This is a genomic window from Exiguobacterium sp. s28, from assembly GCF_018618135.1.
Lineage (GTDB): Bacteria > Bacillota > Bacilli > Exiguobacteriales > Exiguobacteriaceae > Exiguobacterium > Exiguobacterium mexicanum_A.
Window position 1 is genome coordinate 98659 of sequence record NZ_JACSLL010000005.1, and the last position, 14714, is coordinate 113372.

Consider the following 14714-nt stretch of genomic DNA (forward strand, 5'->3'; position numbering starts at 1 on the left):
TAAAATGGTCATGTAAAAAGGAGCTCAAGTAGGATTGCTTGAACTCCTGGTCAATGTTAAATGAGAGACTATGCTGCCCTGTAAGCCATGTTCTGTACTCCGGTGCTCATAACGGTCTCCCTGGCACGATGGAGTGACAATCATCTATCTGCGCCGATTGGCGCCTTCCGTCCCGTTCGGTTCCAGTCAGGAAGTTCCCCTACCATAGTTTGGGTTTCTCGCTCGTGGGGTTTACCTCGTTCCACTCTGAACGTTTCCGATCAGACTCCGTCACTGTGGCACTTTCAAGAAGCTTGCACCATATCCGAGGACTTAGGTGCTTCTTCTGCCGTCAACTTGCGTTGCCTACACTTATCTTTTCGTGTAGCACGATCACTACAGCCATCACAGGCTGTGCGAGCATGGACTTTCCTCAAGACTTGCGTCCCGCGATTGCCCAGACCTCATAGTCACTTTATCCATTGTAGCGGATAACACGAGAAATGACAACCGAGAACCTGAACTTGATTTTCATGGGCGTCAGCGCTAAAATAAGGCGTGTTCCATTGAACAAGGAGGGATTTTGATGCGTCAAGATGCAAAAAACGGTTGGATTCAACGACTGACCTATGTGATTGAAATCGATGACATTAAAGCGCTCCACCCGAACAACGGCGTGTTCGCCTTCTACCGGAATAATCGACTCGTTCGAGGATTCGAGCCGTTTGACATCAAAGCACCAAATGAATTGTCCAAACGTCCGTATCACTTCGACCATCATAACTTGGCCCACTTACAGGAACGTTTTCCTGAATCAATCCCGACGTTCGACGCGTCGACACAGACACGTCGTGCCTGGAGCGACGACGTCCGCGTCGGCCTCTGCGAGATCATCGTCGACGGGAAACTGAGTTTTGAACATATCGACGATAACGGCAACGTCTTAGAAGCGAATATCCGTTGGAGTGGTGAAGCCATCACGAAAACATAAATCAACACCCGAAGCCAGCACTGGCTCCGGGTGTTTTTTTATGTCGATTCCACCGAAGTATCCGTCTCGACTTGAACCGGTTGCGGCGCATATTTGACCGTCACCACTTTTTCAGTGACGTCGGTCGGCTTCAACAGCACCGTATAGGCCGATCCCGTGTCACCACGAACGGGGAACTTGCCCGGTACATGAAGCGCCTCATAGACGACTTTCTTGTTCGCGTCGAGCACGGTGACGACGCCTTTTCGGGACGTGGTCAACTCGAACGTCCCGGCATCGGCCGCTCTGACCGTGACTAGCGGCTTGACGGCGTTCACATAGGTGAACGAACGATTGACCGAGCGTTTGTGTTTCCCGTCGGTGACGGTGGCATTCAGGCGATATTTCCCGCTCGGTAACCAATCTCCTCCGGCGTACATCGTGAACATCGATTTCCCGGCTGAGAGTGTCTTCACTTTACGCGTTCCTTGATACAACGTATACGTCGTCTTCAAGTTCGACTTTTTCATGACCGTCAGTTTCGCTTCTTTCACATAGCGGCTCTTGAGCGTCGATGGCGCGGAGAGCGCGACCGGTCGTGGTGTCGCATCGATCAGCCGCTTCGTGTTGAGCTCGGTATACGTCTTCCCGCTCGCACGTGGCATTTTTTGAAGCAAAGCATCGATGTCGGCCGGCGTCAGGAACGGGTTGACCGATTTGACGAGCGCGATCCCAGACGACACCATCGGCGCCGCCATCGATGTCCCGTCCATGTAGACGAAGCTATTTTTCACGCCGAGCGACAAGACATTCACCCCGGGCGCCACGATTTTGACTTGGCTGTCCATATTGCTAAAAGGAGCGACACGGCGGTTTGCGTCGATCGCCCCGACCGCGATGACTTCTTTCATATTGGCCGGGAACGACGTTTTCTTCTTCCCGTCATTCCCGGATGAGGCGACGATGACGACACCTTTGGCACGGGCGCGACGAATCGAGTCGGCGAGGACGCGGTCATAATCTTGACCTCCGAGCGACATGTTGATGACGTTCGCCCCTTTCGCGACCGCCGTGTCCACCGCCTTGGCGACCGTCCAAGAATCCGTGTACTCCGAATTTTTGCCGTAAAAGACGTTATAAAAATGATAACGCACGTTTGGAGCGAGCCCTGCCATTCCGAACTTGTTATGGCGTCCGGACATGATGCCGGCCGTGTGCGTGCCGTGATAGTCGACACTATACGGGCCTTTCATCGAGTTGACGACACGCGGGACGTTATACAGCTCTTTATGACTCCGGTCGGCCGATGAATCGATCAATGCGATGACGATGTCCGACGCCCCTCGGGTCGTATTCCACGTCAAGTCGGTACCCGTTTGCTTGATATAGTATTGATGACCGACCCTAGGCTCGGCCACGACATAGCCGTGCTTTTCCAACAGCACCGGTTTAGCCGCGTCCACAGACGTCGGGACAAGCAGCGCGAGCGCTGCTGCAATCATAATTTTTTTCATCGCCTTCCGCTCCAATCCACACTTCATAAGATGACCCCATTATCTCAAATCACGCGGTCGATTTCCCTTTTTTTCAAAAAATAGATTGTGACATTTTTGCGACGCTTACCAATAGTCCGGCTGGTCAGGGTCGTTCATCTCGTATTCAACGATTTTTCCGATCGTCAAATACGTGTAATAGCGCGCCAGCTCCGTCCGATACGGGTCAGGTGTGAATCCGTCCAAGTCCTCGCCGAGCGGTGAGCCGTCGATCGTCTCGAACTGTTGACAGAAGAACGATTCCGTCTCCTTGTCCCAGACGATATTGTCGCCGATATAGCCGCTCCCGAACCGGATATAATCGATGATGGAAGGCACGATCACCTCGGCCGGAAGCCGCTCACTCATGCGGCCGACCAATTCATAGCGGTCCCGATCGGCATACTCGGCTTGGTCGAGGGACGTACATTTCAAGACCTCTTTATTGATTTCAATCAAGACGACATAGTCCCCCGGATCAATCGATAGCTTCATCTCATCACCTCATCTCAACTTCCACATAGCTCTATCTTAACAAATATTCGGAACGAAACCGCGAAATCCTGTATGCCTGTAAAATTTTCCATCTGGTCGATTCATACAACATGACGAAATCTGTTTTTGGTATACTGAATGAGATGACATGAAGAGAGGAAGTGCAGTATGGCCAAACGCCCTTTGACCCCTCGCGAGAGTGAATTGATCGCCACGGCCTTGTTCGTCGTCGGGAACGTCCCTTACGTCGGGCACATCGACCGGCTCGAGTCGATCACGCTTCGGGATATCGCAGACGACTATTTGAGTGGGAAAAATTCCGTCGCCGACGCCGTCGAGGCGCTCGACCAATACATCTATGTCCGACGACACCGTTTCAAAAACGTCACGCCGAACAACCTTTGGACGCTTGACGATCGGACCGAGCAGGAGGCACTCCGCTATATCGTGCGCCGGCCTGAGCTGAAGAAAGGCGAGACGCTCAGCAAAAAGGATCAACCGTTCACTGTGGGCCAAGATATCGAGTTCAAGGTCGATAAACAGCTCGACCGCGGCCAGTTCCGGATTTACATCGGTAAACTGAACGGCTACACGGTGAAAGCCCAGTCGAAAGATAAGGAAAAACTCAAATCGGTCAAAGGATGGATCACCCACCTCGACCGGAAAGACCGACTCGTTTTTGTCAACATTTCCGAGTTCGGGCGCGAACCGATCGACCCGGCCGCCAAAGTCCGGCTTGAGGCGATGAGCGCCGCGCTGCTCGGCTGGTTCGCCACCGCCACGTTACCAACCGAGGATGAAGCGATGACGGCCAAACAGATGATTGCCACGCTCCAGCGCCGTGACCAACCGTACTGGTTCACGTTGACTGTCGCGATGAACCATCCGAAGCCCGAGCACGTCAAGCGTTGGGGCACAGTCGTCAACCTGCTCGTCAAGGCGAGCGCCGGCGACGCTTCTGCTCTTGAGACACTCGAGGCGCAAGAAGACAAGTATTTCAAAGATGCCTTTTTGCGGGCGCTTCGGGCCTTGCATAAAGAACTGACCAAAACGACATAACATGCAGGTGACCTGCCACGGGTCACCTGTTTTCGGTGTCGTGATAGAAAGGAAGAGAGCGATGCACGTACTGATTGTAGAGGACGATTTGGCTATCCTTCACCTCGTTGAGACCACGCTACAGCGAGCCGGACATACGGTGACAGCGGTCATGGATGGGGCCGACGCCGAGCGACTGTTTATGGCGAACCCTGCCGATGCCGCGATCATCGACATCTTGCTGCCCGGCCTCGACGGACGGACGCTCTGCTCACGTCTGAAGCAACTGACGGACATTCCCGTCATTTTATTGACCGCCCTCGGGGAATGGGAAGAAAAACGAAGCGGCTTCGAACACGGAGCCGATGATTATATGACGAAACCGTTCATCCCGGAAGAGCTGCTGTTCCGCCTTCAAGCCGTCGCAAAACGTTACGCCAAAAATGCGGCCACACTCGTCACAGTCGGACCGCTCAAGCTCGACTTGCGCGATTATCGCCTTGAACTGAACAGTGAGACGATCCACCTGCCGAAAAAGGAGTTCGAGCTGCTCTATCAGCTGGCGGCGTTCCCGGGCCGGGTGTTCACCCGGGATGAATTAATCGAACAAGTATGGGGCCTTGACTTTGAGGGCGATGACCGGACCATCGATGTGCACATCAAACGGCTCCGAGGCCGCTTGCATGACGACACGATCACGATTCGAACGGTTCGGGGCGTCGGCTATACGCTCGAGGTCTCGCCATGAAGACGCTCTATACCCGGATCGTCCTGACCGTGTTCATGATTTTGCTCTTGTCCGGCGCCATCGCCCTTCTCGTCAGCAATGTCGCCTATTACGTCTGGTGGCAGCCGTCCTACAGCGAAAAGACCGAACAGACGGCACAAGCCGCCCTTGACTACTTCGAGACACATACCGACGGTGAGCCATCGGCCTTTTATCGTTTGCTCGCTCAGACGGGCTATCAACTCCTCGTCGTGCGTCCTGACGGTGAGATCGACCGCTATGGAGGTTCGTTCCGGGACGAGCAACTCGACGAAGCCGTCATCGCCTCGGTCCGGTCCGGCGAACGCTACGACGGGATGCGCGCTTATCCGTTCCACTTGTTTTGGCTCGGCTTGTTCGACAATGAAGTCATCAACACGTATGGCTTCAACCTGGACGGGGAAGATGCCGTCTTCATCCGCCCCGACCTTGGCGCCCAAATCCGAGAATTGCACTTGTTCGTCGGCTTGTTCTTTGCACTCCTGACCGGGCTCGCCTTCATCTTGATCGCCCTATCGACAAGCCTGATCGTCCGACCGGTGCGCACATTGACGGATGCGACTCGCTCCGTCGCATCCGGGGCCCGTCCGCTCGATCTCCCGACCGAGCGCAACGATGAGATTGGAACCCTCGCCCGTCGTTTCTCTGACATGGTCGACTCACTGGAGAAATCCGAGGGTGAACGGCGTCGCTTTGTCTCAAGCGTCTCGCACGAATTCCAAACACCGCTCACCTCAATCAAAGGCTACGCCTCGGAACTGGCCGCCCGAACCGAAGGGGACGCCTTGATGTATGCCGGGATCATTCGTGACGAGACGGATCGCCTCTCGGATTTGACAAAACAGTTGCTCCTGCTCGCCCGGCTCGACGAGTCGAACGTGTCGCTCTCCGAACAAGTCGATGTGAGCGCATCGATCGAGGACGTCATTCGTCGCCATGCGTTCCAGCTGGATGAGAAAGGGATCGCCGTCGCGACAGAGCTTGACACATCGCTCGTCGTGACCGGCGACCCGCTCTTATTGGCCCAAGTCTGGACCAACTTGTTGACGAACGCGATTCACGCCTCTCATGACGGGGGGCTGATCACCATCAAAGCGTATGCAGCCGATCGTCCGACCGTCTCGATTCAAGATGCCGGCGTCGGAATGGATGAGGCGACGCAGGCACGCCTATTCGAACGTTTCTATAAAGGAGATGTCTCTCGGACCGGCCGGGGCACCGGTCTCGGACTTGCTATTGCCCAAGACATCGTCCGCCTGCATGGCGGTGAGATGACGGTCGAATCCCGTCTCGGGACAGGAAGCACCTTTTACGTCCGGTTTTAGTCCGGTTTTAGTCCCGTCCATATTCTGTTCATATCCGTCAGTTATGCTTCCTTCATCGCTATGAAGGAGGCTTTTTTGTATGAATTTAGCATTTAAAGAAATGTGGCGGCAAAAACGAAAATTTTCATTAATTTTTGTCATCACCCTACTCATCGTCTTATTGTCGACGCTGATCACCGGGCTTGCCGATGGGCTCGCCTATGACAACGGGGCCAGTTTGCGTGAACTCGACACCGAGACGTTTCAGTTGGCTGAGGATGCGGACGGGCAACTGACCCGCTCGTTCATCGAACTGCCGACGCCAGAAACGCTTACACCGCTCGGGGTCAAACCGTTGACACTCGTCGATGGGACCGTGAAACAGGACGCCACGCTATTCACGTTACCACGGGATTCTGACATCGGGCCCGCCCTCGACCTCGCCGTCGGCGAAGTCCTCGTCGATCCAAGCTTTCTCGGGGACTTTAAACTCGGGGACACGATTCAAGATTTCACGACCGGCTACTCATTCACCATCGCGGGGACGACGGACGGACGTTACAGTCATGCACCCGTCATGTGGGCATCGATGGAGACGTGGGAGGCGTTCCAGGCAGACAGCGGACAACCCGAATACGTCTCGGCCTGGCTCGGGGAAACTGAGACGTCGCTCGCAACGCTCTCCAAACAAGACGTCGTCGAGGCCGTACCGGGCTATACAGCCGAACAAGGCACGTTCACGATGATGCGCGGCTTCTTGTTGTTCATCGGTGCGTTCATCTTGACCGCATTCTTTTATATGTTGACGCTCCAGAAACTGCCAGAACTCGGAATTTTGAAAGCGATCGGGATTCGCCCTCGTGTGATCGGCACGGCGCTCGTCACGCAAGTCATGGCAACGGTGCTCGTCGCGAGCCTGTCGGCAGCCGCCTTGACGGCCCTCGTCGCCTCGTTCGTCCCAACCGATATCCCATTCCGTTTCGATGCGGGACATGTGCTGCTCTACAGTGTGATCATGTTCGGGCTCTCACTCATCGGTACGTTGTTACCGCTTTGGAAACTGCGTCACCTTGACGCCGCCGACGCTTTAGGAGGGACATTACAATGAAATTGATGAACATCAGCCACGCCTATGACGGACAATCTGTGTTGCGTGGAATCGATATGCAGGTCGATGCCGGGGAATGTATCGGCATCATCGGACCGAGCGGCAGCGGGAAAAGTACCTTGCTCCAAATTCTCGGACTATTGAAACGACCGGTCTCGGGACAGGTCGAGCTCGAAGGACGAGACTTGCTCGGTGCCACTGAAGAAGAGCGACGCCTCTTGAGGCTGAACGAAATCGGATTTGTGTTCCAGCAAGCACATCTCGTCCCTTACTTGACGGTCCGGGAACAACTCGAGCTCGTCCAGGCCGAGAGCGAGTCGAAACAAGATCCGATTCGGCTGCTCGACGCGCTCGGTTTGGGGCATCGTCTCGACCAGTTACCAGGGCAACTGTCCGGAGGGGAACGTCAACGTGTCGCGGTCGCTCGGGCCTTGGTCAATCGCCCCCGACTGATTTTGGCCGATGAGCCGACGGCGAGCCTCGATTATGAGAATGGCCGACGGGTGATGGAGTTGCTCGTTACTGAGGCACGGATGAGTGCGCGACGGGTCATCGTTATCACCCATGACGAACGGATGCTCGACGTCTGTGACCGGGTCCTCATGCTTCAGGACGGCCTGCTCCAACCGTCGCCCCGACATCAAAACAGGGAAGACCGCGATTGAGGCGGCCTTCCCTGTTGTTTGTCAGATGACGTGCGCATGAAGTGGCTCCTCAATCGATGCACTTACGAGTTTTCCTAAATGATGCGTCAACCAGGCGTTGAAACCGATGATGAGTGTCATGTTCCCATGCTCGTCGATTCCGGCCGAATCGACCCGGATTAGTCTTTCCTCGATATGTTGCGAGACGAGAGTGATGCGGGCGAGCGCTAGGACTGATTGGAAGACCTCGTCCGCCGATGACCCAATCGCTTGCGCCACGTCCGACACGGACAGTTCGATCGGTCGTGCCGGCTCAAGCACATAGCGGTCAATCAGCACATCGAGTACCATCGCATGCTGACGATGGCCGTTGACCGGGGCACGATAGAAGGTCACCCCTTCGGCGGTCTTGTAATCCACCTGCCCCGTCAAGCACGCGTGCAGCAACTGATCCATCACCTCTCGCCCCATCGCTTCGTCTCCTCCCGCTTCACCTTGATGATTGTCTGGTTCCATCATAGCAAGACGATACTGCTCAAACGAACGGGACAATCATCGGTAAGTCCCTTGCTTAACGGCATGAACCCGCCGTCAAACCGACACTGCGCGTGAACTATCGTCACGTTTTCGGGTACAATAATAAAGAAAGGAGCGGTTCAGATGCAGAAGAGATGGAAAGTTGGACTTGCAACACTATTCACCGGCTACTATGCCATCAGTTATTATGCGTTCAAGCGCATGACGCGAGGCAAACGCAAGACGCCAGAAATGCTCTTGGCCCCGTATACGAAAGAAGATCAATCGTTTTATCATGACGTGCCGTTCGAGCACGTCTCGCTCCGTTCTCAGGATGGCTACCGGCTGTATGGACGCGTCTACCGCAATGAAGGGTCGACGAAATGGATCGTGTTCGTTCACGGCTATACCGCCTCCCACAGTTTCATGGCCCCGCATTTGGCGATGTTCCATCGCCTCGGGTACAACCTGCTCGCTGTCGACTTGAGATCGCACGGTGAGTCAGAGGGCGTATACGCCTCTTATGGTTATCACGAAAAGCATGACATCACCGATTGGGTCGACTGGTTGCGGGCCAATGAAGTGGTCACGGAAGTCGGGTTGCACGGTGTCTCGATGGGAGCTGCCTCGATCTTACAGGCCGGACCGTTAACCGACGTCGACTTCTTGATCGCCGAATGTCCGTTTGACGATATGAGACAGCTCATGCGCCATCAGCTGAACGTGTTGCACCGGTTGCCCGGGGACCTGCTCTTGCCAGGGATCAACTATTTCTTGTGGACGCGGGCCGGTTTCCGGATGCATCAAGTCCGGCCCAAACACGATCTCGCCGCGATTGACGCGCCCGTCTTGTTCATCCACGGGACGAAAGATGATTTCGTGCCGACGTGGATGTCGGTCGAGATGAACGCGCTCAACCGGCAAAACGAGTTAGCCCTCATCCATGGGGCCGAGCACACAAACTGTATCTTGAAAGATCAACCCGCCTATGAGGCGGCCGTCAGTCAGTTTCTGAATCGACGACATGAATCGGCCCGGCGATAAGGTCGAGCAAGGTATGGACGACCATCACTGGCCATAATACACCCATCGCCAAGTACAAATAGCCGAGTCCCCAGCCGACGATCCCGGTGACCAGGACGCCCCTGACACCTTGATAAGCGTGGGCCAACCCGAACAAGGCGCCGCCGATGAAGGCGAGTGTCAGGGATGAGACGTCAAGATAGAGACTGACGGTGTAGAGGAGCACACCCCGGAAGATGAACTCCTCGGTCACACCTGCCGTCCACGAGACGGCGCTCCAGGCCTTCGCCTCAATATCCGTCCGCGGCAAGAGCAACCGCTCGATTTCGAGCTCATAGTACGGACGTAACCGCCGCCGTAACCGAGACGAGGTTTTGACGAGCAAGTAAAACGCCAGCAGCACGCTGATGAGAATGGTCGTGAAAAAGAAAAACTTCCAAGCGGACATGTCCCCTTCGAGCGGGGCGAATCCGAGACCGACCATGTCTGGCGGGACGCCGAACAAGAAGACGAGGGCGAGCAAAAGCAGGCTGAGCCCCCACGACGACTTGACTGTCTGTTCATAGACACGTCCACGACCGAGCGTTTCGATCATCGGCTTCATCAACCGGGCGTTGAACAATTGAACGATCAACAAATACATGAGAATGATGGTAAAGACGGCCTGTTCGAGCATCTATATCCACTCCTGTCCTTCCTGTTAGCTATATGCTACACTATTCGGGTATTGTCTAGAAAGCTAGGAGGCGGAATCTTGAAACGATTGATTTTGCGACTGACCGGTCTCATGCTTGTGATCGTGCTGTGCCTCGGCGCAATCGGCTGGTTTGGTCAACATGATAAAGTGAACAACGCCCTGTACCGGGCCTATTACGGGGACCATGGCGTCCCGTCCGTCCATCGCGATGTGTATGAGGATGCCGCGGCCACGTATGACGTCGATTGGCGCTTACTTGCCGCCGTCCATCGCGTCGAGACGATTTTCTCCCACAGTTCATCGATGCGTTCATCGGTCGGGGCGATTGGACCGTTCCAATTCATGCCGCGGACGTGGCTCGGCTGGCAATATGACACGGACGATCAAAAAGGCGATGTCCCTGAGGACGAAGTCGATTTGACGGATCTCGCGCTCATTGAACAGTACGGCGGTCTCGGACGCGATGGCAACAATGATGGCAAAGCCGACCCGCACAGTCTCGTCGACTCGGCCCATACGGCCGCTTACTATTTGAGCGAGCACGGCGGGACGAAGGCAGACACGACGGACTCGATTCGAAACGCCATCTTCGAGTACAACCGCAGTGAACAGTATGTCAATGATGTGATGTCGTTTTATGAGTCATATCAAACCGATGTGTCTTATTTACCGGATGACAAGTCGTCGGCAACCCAAAGTGTCGCGCGCTACACAATCCGCTACTTGGAATGGTTCGCAGGCTGGGTCTGACCCGGCACTATTTGATTAAAAGTGAGGAAACCTTATGAACACCCATATCGAGGAAGTGACGATTCGTGTCAAGTCGGTCTTCAATGAGGACAAGACGAAGCGCTACTTGCGTTCGTACGAATTCACAGATGTCGTCGACGGCGTCATCTGTGCCGTCATCATCTACTCGCCCCGGATGAGCGATGCTTTCTTGTCCGGTACGACAACGCAGCGGGCGTATATGCTCATGCGGAACCATCTCGATCAACCGATCCGTGAGATGCGCGTCATCAGCCTCGTCCCGACACTCGCCATCAATGACAATCTGCCGTACGTCGAATCGCAACTCGACGAAGTCAACTTTCATTACGTTGAGGAAACGCTCGACGAGGTCGAGGCGAGCGGAGGTATGATTATCGTCGGCTGGGGCTCTCCGGGACGCTTGATGCATCATGCCACCCCGTATAAGGCGCTCTTTGCCGACCATGAGGCGCATATGTTCTGTATCGGCACGACTTCCAAAGGCGAGCCGCAACAGATTCGTATGGCCAACGAGAACACCGTGCTCGAGGCGTTCAATAACGAATCGATCAAACCGAAATTTAGAATTGTGAAAGAAACGAAACAAGACGACTCCGAGTGAGTCGTCTTGTTTTAACGTACGCCAAGCCACACGCTCACTCCAAACAATAGGAGCAAAAGCGACGCCAACAGAAAGTCGTTCCTGGTGACGGGCACAACCTCGTACGTCGCTCGAGGTTCCCCCGTAAACCCACGTGCTTCCATCGAGAACGCGATTCGTTCCGCTTGGCGGATCGATCCAGCAAGAAGCGGAACGATTAATTTGGGGACGTGGCGGATGTGATCGAGTCTCGTCTCCAAACGCACGCCTCGTAACGCATGCGTTTCATACAGTTGCATCAGTTCTTTTTTTAGAATCGGAAAGAAACGAAAACCGACGAAGACACTATATGCGATTTTTGGTGACAGCTTTCCTTGTTGCATCAAACTGTAGACGAACCGTTTCGGGTCCGTCGTCAGCGTGAACAGAAGCGACAAGGCTGTGAATGCCAACACACGTAAGGAGAGCGTCGCTGCTAGCATCACATTCTCGTCGGTCACATCATTGCCAAACAGCTTGAACACGACATCTCCGCTTGATTGCTTTCCAAAGACGAGCGTCGTCCACAATGTCCCGAGCGCGGTCAATAAAAATGGGATCATGAACAACCCCCATCTTCTCCAGCTCACAGCAGAGAATAGCGTTTGAAGTGTAACTGTACCGAGAAAAACAGCAAGCGGAGTCCAAGGGTTATACATGAAGGCGAGACCGAACATGAGACATGCCACGGTCAGAAATTTAATCGTCGGGTTCATCTCATGAAATGTCATCGCGATTCCTCCATCAATAAGCCGTGGGTGCGTAGTAATTCTTTTTCATCCCAGAGTGAAGCGTCATATGGCCCACTCAAGTCGCCGTCACACATCAAATAATATGTGTTCGCAATCCGCGCGAAGCTGAGGTCGTGCGTCACAAACAAAATCGTCTGGCCGGATCGTGTTCGTTCGACCATTAAGTCATAGAGCGCACGAAGCGATACCTCGTCTTGTCCGGCAGTCGGTTCATCAAACGCAATCAGTTGTTTATTAGACAGCATCATCACTCCGATGGCGAGCCTTCGTTTTTGACCGTGACTAAGGGAGAGTGGATGGTGGTCACGCACTGATTCGAGCCCGAGCCGCGTTAAGACGTCCTCAATCGGGCGATTATGGCCATATGCGAGTTCTCGGGTCACATCATTCGTAACGAATAGATGCGCCGGTGATTGCGGGACGAGGCCGACTTCACGATGTTTCCGGGCTAGTCTTCGCAGCCATGTCGACTTTCCGCTACCATTTCGACCGAGCACCGCAATGAGATCACCCTCAGCGACCTTTAACTCGCTCGCTGCTAATTGAAATGTTTTTCGTTTTAATTCCGGTATGTGAAATAACATTTTCTCTCCTTGTTCAACTTTAATTGGAAAGAACGCATAATCTGGTCGGACGATGAACGGTCCATCATAGTCGATGCGCCCACTCACGAGCTTTATTTGTCGGTCAAAAAAATCACCCCATATGTATGGCCGATGCTCGATGACGACAACGTTTACGGTCTGTGCGACGCCGTCGAGCCAACGAACGAAATGATGGGCGGTCTCAGGATCGAGGTGAGCGAGCGGCTCATCGAGGAGGAGCCACTCGGGACAGCCAATCAAGGCACAAGCGACGGCAATTTGCTGCTTCTCACCCCCCGATAGGTCATGAATGGTACGGTGACGATAATCGGTCAAATGCAACGCCTCTAACATTGTGGTGACACGGGCCATCATCTCGTCTCTCGCGACGGCAAAGTTTTCGAGCGTGAAAATCAATTCTTCTTCGACCGTCTGCATGACGAACTGACTGTCCGGGTCCTGAAAGACCGTTCCGACGCGCCGGTTCACTTCGCCAGCTTCATACGTATCATAAGAGCGATCGAACAAGTGCAGTCTGCCCGTCACGATGCCATCACAATTGTCCGGATAGAGACGATTCATCAAAGCGAGCAATGTTGATTTTCCCGACCCACTTGCCCCTGTAATGACCGTTCTCCCTTTTGTTAGACGTAGTGTGATATCCGTCAAGACATCGCATTTCTTGTTCGGATAACGAAATGTCAGATGTTCTGCCTCAACCATGCATACGGTCCTGTCGCGCGAGGGCATACCCATCAAGCGCGCCCGTCCGAAGCAACAAGTCGCTCAAAATCTTACCGCCCAGACCAGCAATCAACATCCCGCTCGTTGCGCGTAAAGCGAACATCGTAGCCACATATGTCGGACTGAGGGCATTGAGCCCTCCCATGACGTACGTATACGCGAAACTTGTCACAGCAGCACTGAATCCGGCGAGCATGAGCACCCAAAGATCATAGCGTTTATAACCCGTCAAAGCGAACGCCGCTTCGGCGCCGATCCCTTGAACGATCCCAACTAAAATGATGCGCGGTCCGATGGCGTTGCCAATCATCATCTCAATCGTCGCCGCAAGCACTTCGGACAAGAATGCAGCCCCAGGCTTGCGAATGATATAAGCTGCGATAATCGAGACGATGAACCATATCCCAAAAATCCATTCGTAGGCGATTGGTCCAATCAGACCGGCCCACAAGTTACCAGCATGGACGAACGCCAAATAGACCACCGCGAACACGACCGATAAAATCGACAACAAGACGATTTCTTTTAACTTCCACGATTTAAGCATCCATGCGTCCCTCGTGTGACGGGCTGTTCACGCTGAACGTCACCGTCATGACGACGTGGCTTGTCTTCTGTCGGACGCGATCAAACGTCGCCTCATAGAAAGCGAACACCGGCTCGATGTCCCCATGTATGCCTGAGGCGTAATGCATCGAGTCATTGAAGACACCCCGCTCTTTCGCAAAAGCGATTTCTTCGTAGATGATGTCCATGTAGTTCTCATCACCGAGCGGATAGAGCGCGAACTGTGAAGAGACATATTGCGGACCGACGGGACCATTAAGCGGTTCGCTCGACACAACGAGCACTTCATCTCCGGCCGTATCCCCTGGACACCCGACCGAGAACGTCCCGCTCATCGACACATGTTCCCCTGTCTTCGTCGCGTGTGACAGCACGGTCTTAGCCACATCGAATACATGCTCACTTCGTCCACGGATGACCGTCGACACGTCATCGGTATGTCGCCAGACGTTTTGTAAATCCGTCTCCTTCAACGCCCCTTTGATGATGCTCACGAAATCAGTCGTCATCGGGCTCAGTGTAAAGCGGAACCCGACGATCGGGCTCGTTCCACATTGTTTGTTCATGTTCTATTCCCCCTTATTATGTGTACACAAAAAAGCCGC

Annotated in this window: 17 protein-coding genes and 1 other RNA gene; 9 read left to right on the forward strand and 9 right to left on the reverse strand. The window is 54.1% G+C overall.

The window, feature by feature from the left end; genetic code table 11:
- Window positions 1-76: 76 nt before the first annotated feature.
- Window positions 77-444, reverse strand: an RNA gene (gene rnpB / locus KNP78_RS07555) — RNase P RNA component class B.
- A 121-nt stretch (window positions 445-565) separates the two neighbouring features.
- On the opposite strand from rnpB, the gene KNP78_RS07560 reads away from it, so the two are divergent.
- Window positions 566-970: a hypothetical protein gene (locus tag KNP78_RS07560; protein WP_214823557.1), complete on the forward strand. Its 405-nt coding sequence runs from the start codon at window positions 566-568 to the stop codon at window positions 968-970.
- Between the two features lie 38 nt (window positions 971-1008).
- Here KNP78_RS07560 and KNP78_RS07565 read toward each other — a convergent pair whose 3' ends face one another.
- Window positions 1009-2490, reverse strand: coding sequence for a S8 family peptidase (locus KNP78_RS07565; RefSeq protein ID WP_251128488.1), 1482 nt, complete (start codon window positions 2488-2490; stop codon window positions 1009-1011).
- Window positions 2491-2568: 78 nt separating this feature from the next.
- Window positions 2569-2976 (reverse strand): hypothetical protein, encoded by a 408-nt coding sequence (locus KNP78_RS07570; RefSeq protein ID WP_214753251.1) that lies wholly within the window; start codon window positions 2974-2976, stop codon window positions 2569-2571.
- Window positions 2977-3144: 168 nt separating this feature from the next.
- Here KNP78_RS07570 and KNP78_RS07575 point away from each other — a divergent pair, with 168 nt between their 5' ends.
- The 5 genes from KNP78_RS07575 (at window position 3145) to KNP78_RS07595 (ending at window position 7857) form a co-directional block, all read left to right on the forward strand.
- Window positions 3145-4035 (forward strand): hypothetical protein, encoded by an 891-nt coding sequence (locus KNP78_RS07575; RefSeq protein ID WP_034777683.1) that lies wholly within the window; start codon window positions 3145-3147, stop codon window positions 4033-4035.
- Window positions 4036-4096: 61 nt separating this feature from the next.
- Window positions 4097-4762, forward strand: coding sequence for a response regulator transcription factor (locus KNP78_RS07580; RefSeq protein WP_214823558.1), 666 nt, complete (start codon window positions 4097-4099; stop codon window positions 4760-4762).
- Window positions 4759-6105, forward strand: a complete 1347-nt coding sequence (locus tag KNP78_RS07585; RefSeq protein WP_214823559.1) for a sensor histidine kinase — start codon at window positions 4759-4761, stop codon at window positions 6103-6105. Before KNP78_RS07580 ends, KNP78_RS07585 begins: the two co-directional genes overlap by 4 nt.
- A 79-nt stretch (window positions 6106-6184) precedes the next feature.
- On the forward strand, window positions 6185-7192 hold the full coding sequence (locus KNP78_RS07590; protein WP_138859379.1) for an ABC transporter permease: 1008 nt from the start codon (window positions 6185-6187) through the stop codon (window positions 7190-7192).
- On the forward strand, window positions 7189-7857 hold the full coding sequence (locus KNP78_RS07595; protein ID WP_214823560.1) for an ABC transporter ATP-binding protein: 669 nt from the start codon (window positions 7189-7191) through the stop codon (window positions 7855-7857). The genes KNP78_RS07590 and KNP78_RS07595 overlap by 4 nt, the downstream gene beginning before the upstream one ends.
- A gap of 21 nt (window positions 7858-7878) precedes the next feature.
- On the opposite strand, the gene KNP78_RS07600 is transcribed toward KNP78_RS07595, so the two are convergent.
- Window positions 7879-8307, reverse strand: coding sequence for a hypothetical protein (locus KNP78_RS07600; protein ID WP_034777688.1), 429 nt, complete (start codon window positions 8305-8307; stop codon window positions 7879-7881).
- A gap of 189 nt (window positions 8308-8496) precedes the next feature.
- Between KNP78_RS07600 and KNP78_RS07605 the strand changes: the two genes are divergently transcribed.
- Window positions 8497-9396 carry an alpha/beta hydrolase gene (locus tag KNP78_RS07605; RefSeq protein ID WP_214823561.1) on the forward strand — a complete coding sequence of 300 codons (900 nt, stop codon included), beginning with the start codon at window positions 8497-8499 and terminating at the stop codon, window positions 9394-9396.
- Here KNP78_RS07605 and KNP78_RS07610 read toward each other — a convergent pair.
- Entirely contained in the window at window positions 9353-10051 is a 699-nt protein-coding gene (locus KNP78_RS07610; protein ID WP_214823562.1) for a CPBP family intramembrane glutamic endopeptidase, read from the reverse strand. The genes KNP78_RS07605 and KNP78_RS07610 overlap by 44 nt on opposite strands.
- 78 nt (window positions 10052-10129) lie before the next feature.
- On the opposite strand from KNP78_RS07610, the gene KNP78_RS07615 reads away from it, so the two are divergent.
- Together KNP78_RS07615 and KNP78_RS07620 are read left to right on the forward strand one after the other, a co-directional pair.
- Window positions 10130-10822 (forward strand): lytic transglycosylase domain-containing protein, encoded by a 693-nt coding sequence (locus tag KNP78_RS07615; RefSeq protein ID WP_251128489.1) that lies wholly within the window; start codon window positions 10130-10132, stop codon window positions 10820-10822.
- A 34-nt stretch (window positions 10823-10856) separates the two neighbouring features.
- Entirely contained in the window at window positions 10857-11444 is a 588-nt protein-coding gene (locus KNP78_RS07620; RefSeq protein WP_034777694.1) for a DUF1643 domain-containing protein, read from the forward strand.
- 11 nt (window positions 11445-11455) lie between these two features.
- Here KNP78_RS07620 and KNP78_RS07625 read toward each other — a convergent pair whose 3' ends face one another.
- From KNP78_RS07625 to KNP78_RS07640, 4 genes are read right to left on the reverse strand one after another with little or no spacing between them, the layout of a single operon-like run.
- Window positions 11456-12193: an energy-coupling factor transporter transmembrane component T family protein gene (locus KNP78_RS07625; protein ID WP_214753245.1), complete on the reverse strand. Its 738-nt coding sequence runs from the start codon at window positions 12191-12193 to the stop codon at window positions 11456-11458.
- Complete coding sequence (locus KNP78_RS07630) at window positions 12190-13521, reverse strand: ABC transporter ATP-binding protein (RefSeq protein WP_214823563.1); 1332 nt, start codon at window positions 13519-13521, stop codon at window positions 12190-12192. The genes KNP78_RS07625 and KNP78_RS07630 overlap by 4 nt, the downstream gene beginning before the upstream one ends.
- Window positions 13514-14089 carry an ECF transporter S component gene (locus KNP78_RS07635; RefSeq protein ID WP_034777699.1) on the reverse strand — a complete coding sequence of 192 codons (576 nt, stop codon included), beginning with the start codon at window positions 14087-14089 and terminating at the stop codon, window positions 13514-13516. The genes KNP78_RS07630 and KNP78_RS07635 overlap by 8 nt, the downstream gene beginning before the upstream one ends.
- On the reverse strand, window positions 14082-14675 hold the full coding sequence (locus KNP78_RS07640) for a YkoF family thiamine/hydroxymethylpyrimidine-binding protein (RefSeq protein ID WP_034777701.1): 594 nt from the start codon (window positions 14673-14675) through the stop codon (window positions 14082-14084). The genes KNP78_RS07635 and KNP78_RS07640 overlap by 8 nt, the downstream gene beginning before the upstream one ends.
- Window positions 14676-14714: the final 39 nt, after the last annotated feature.

Bases quoted from the DNA above. Each gene is read 5' to 3' on its own strand.
- KNP78_RS07625 (WP_214753245.1), bottom strand. From the start codon at position 12,193: ATGACATTTCATGAGATGAACCCGACGATTAAATTTCTGACCGTGGCA.
- KNP78_RS07595 (WP_214823560.1), top strand. From the start codon at position 7,189: ATGAAATTGATGAACATCAGCCACGCCTATGACGGACAATCTGTGTTG.
- KNP78_RS07605 (WP_214823561.1), top strand. From the start codon at position 8,497: ATGCAGAAGAGATGGAAAGTTGGACTTGCAACACTATTCACCGGCTAC.
- KNP78_RS07575 (WP_034777683.1), top strand. From the start codon at position 3,145: ATGGCCAAACGCCCTTTGACCCCTCGCGAGAGTGAATTGATCGCCACG.
- KNP78_RS07585 (WP_214823559.1), top strand. From the start codon at position 4,759: ATGAAGACGCTCTATACCCGGATCGTCCTGACCGTGTTCATGATTTTG.
- KNP78_RS07620 (WP_034777694.1), top strand. From the start codon at position 10,857: ATGAACACCCATATCGAGGAAGTGACGATTCGTGTCAAGTCGGTCTTC.
- KNP78_RS07570 (WP_214753251.1), bottom strand. From the start codon at position 2,976: ATGAAGCTATCGATTGATCCGGGGGACTATGTCGTCTTGATTGAAATC.
- KNP78_RS07560 (WP_214823557.1), top strand. From the start codon at position 566: ATGCGTCAAGATGCAAAAAACGGTTGGATTCAACGACTGACCTATGTG.
- KNP78_RS07635 (WP_034777699.1), bottom strand. From the start codon at position 14,089: ATGCTTAAATCGTGGAAGTTAAAAGAAATCGTCTTGTTGTCGATTTTA.
- KNP78_RS07610 (WP_214823562.1), bottom strand. From the start codon at position 10,051: ATGCTCGAACAGGCCGTCTTTACCATCATTCTCATGTATTTGTTGATC.
- KNP78_RS07590 (WP_138859379.1), top strand. From the start codon at position 6,185: ATGAATTTAGCATTTAAAGAAATGTGGCGGCAAAAACGAAAATTTTCA.
- KNP78_RS07565 (WP_251128488.1), bottom strand. From the start codon at position 2,490: ATGAAGTGTGGATTGGAGCGGAAGGCGATGAAAAAAATTATGATTGCA.
- KNP78_RS07630 (WP_214823563.1), bottom strand. From the start codon at position 13,521: ATGGTTGAGGCAGAACATCTGACATTTCGTTATCCGAACAAGAAATGC.
- KNP78_RS07640 (WP_034777701.1), bottom strand. From the start codon at position 14,675: ATGAACAAACAATGTGGAACGAGCCCGATCGTCGGGTTCCGCTTTACA.
- KNP78_RS07580 (WP_214823558.1), top strand. From the start codon at position 4,097: ATGCACGTACTGATTGTAGAGGACGATTTGGCTATCCTTCACCTCGTT.
- KNP78_RS07600 (WP_034777688.1), bottom strand. From the start codon at position 8,307: ATGGGGCGAGAGGTGATGGATCAGTTGCTGCACGCGTGCTTGACGGGG.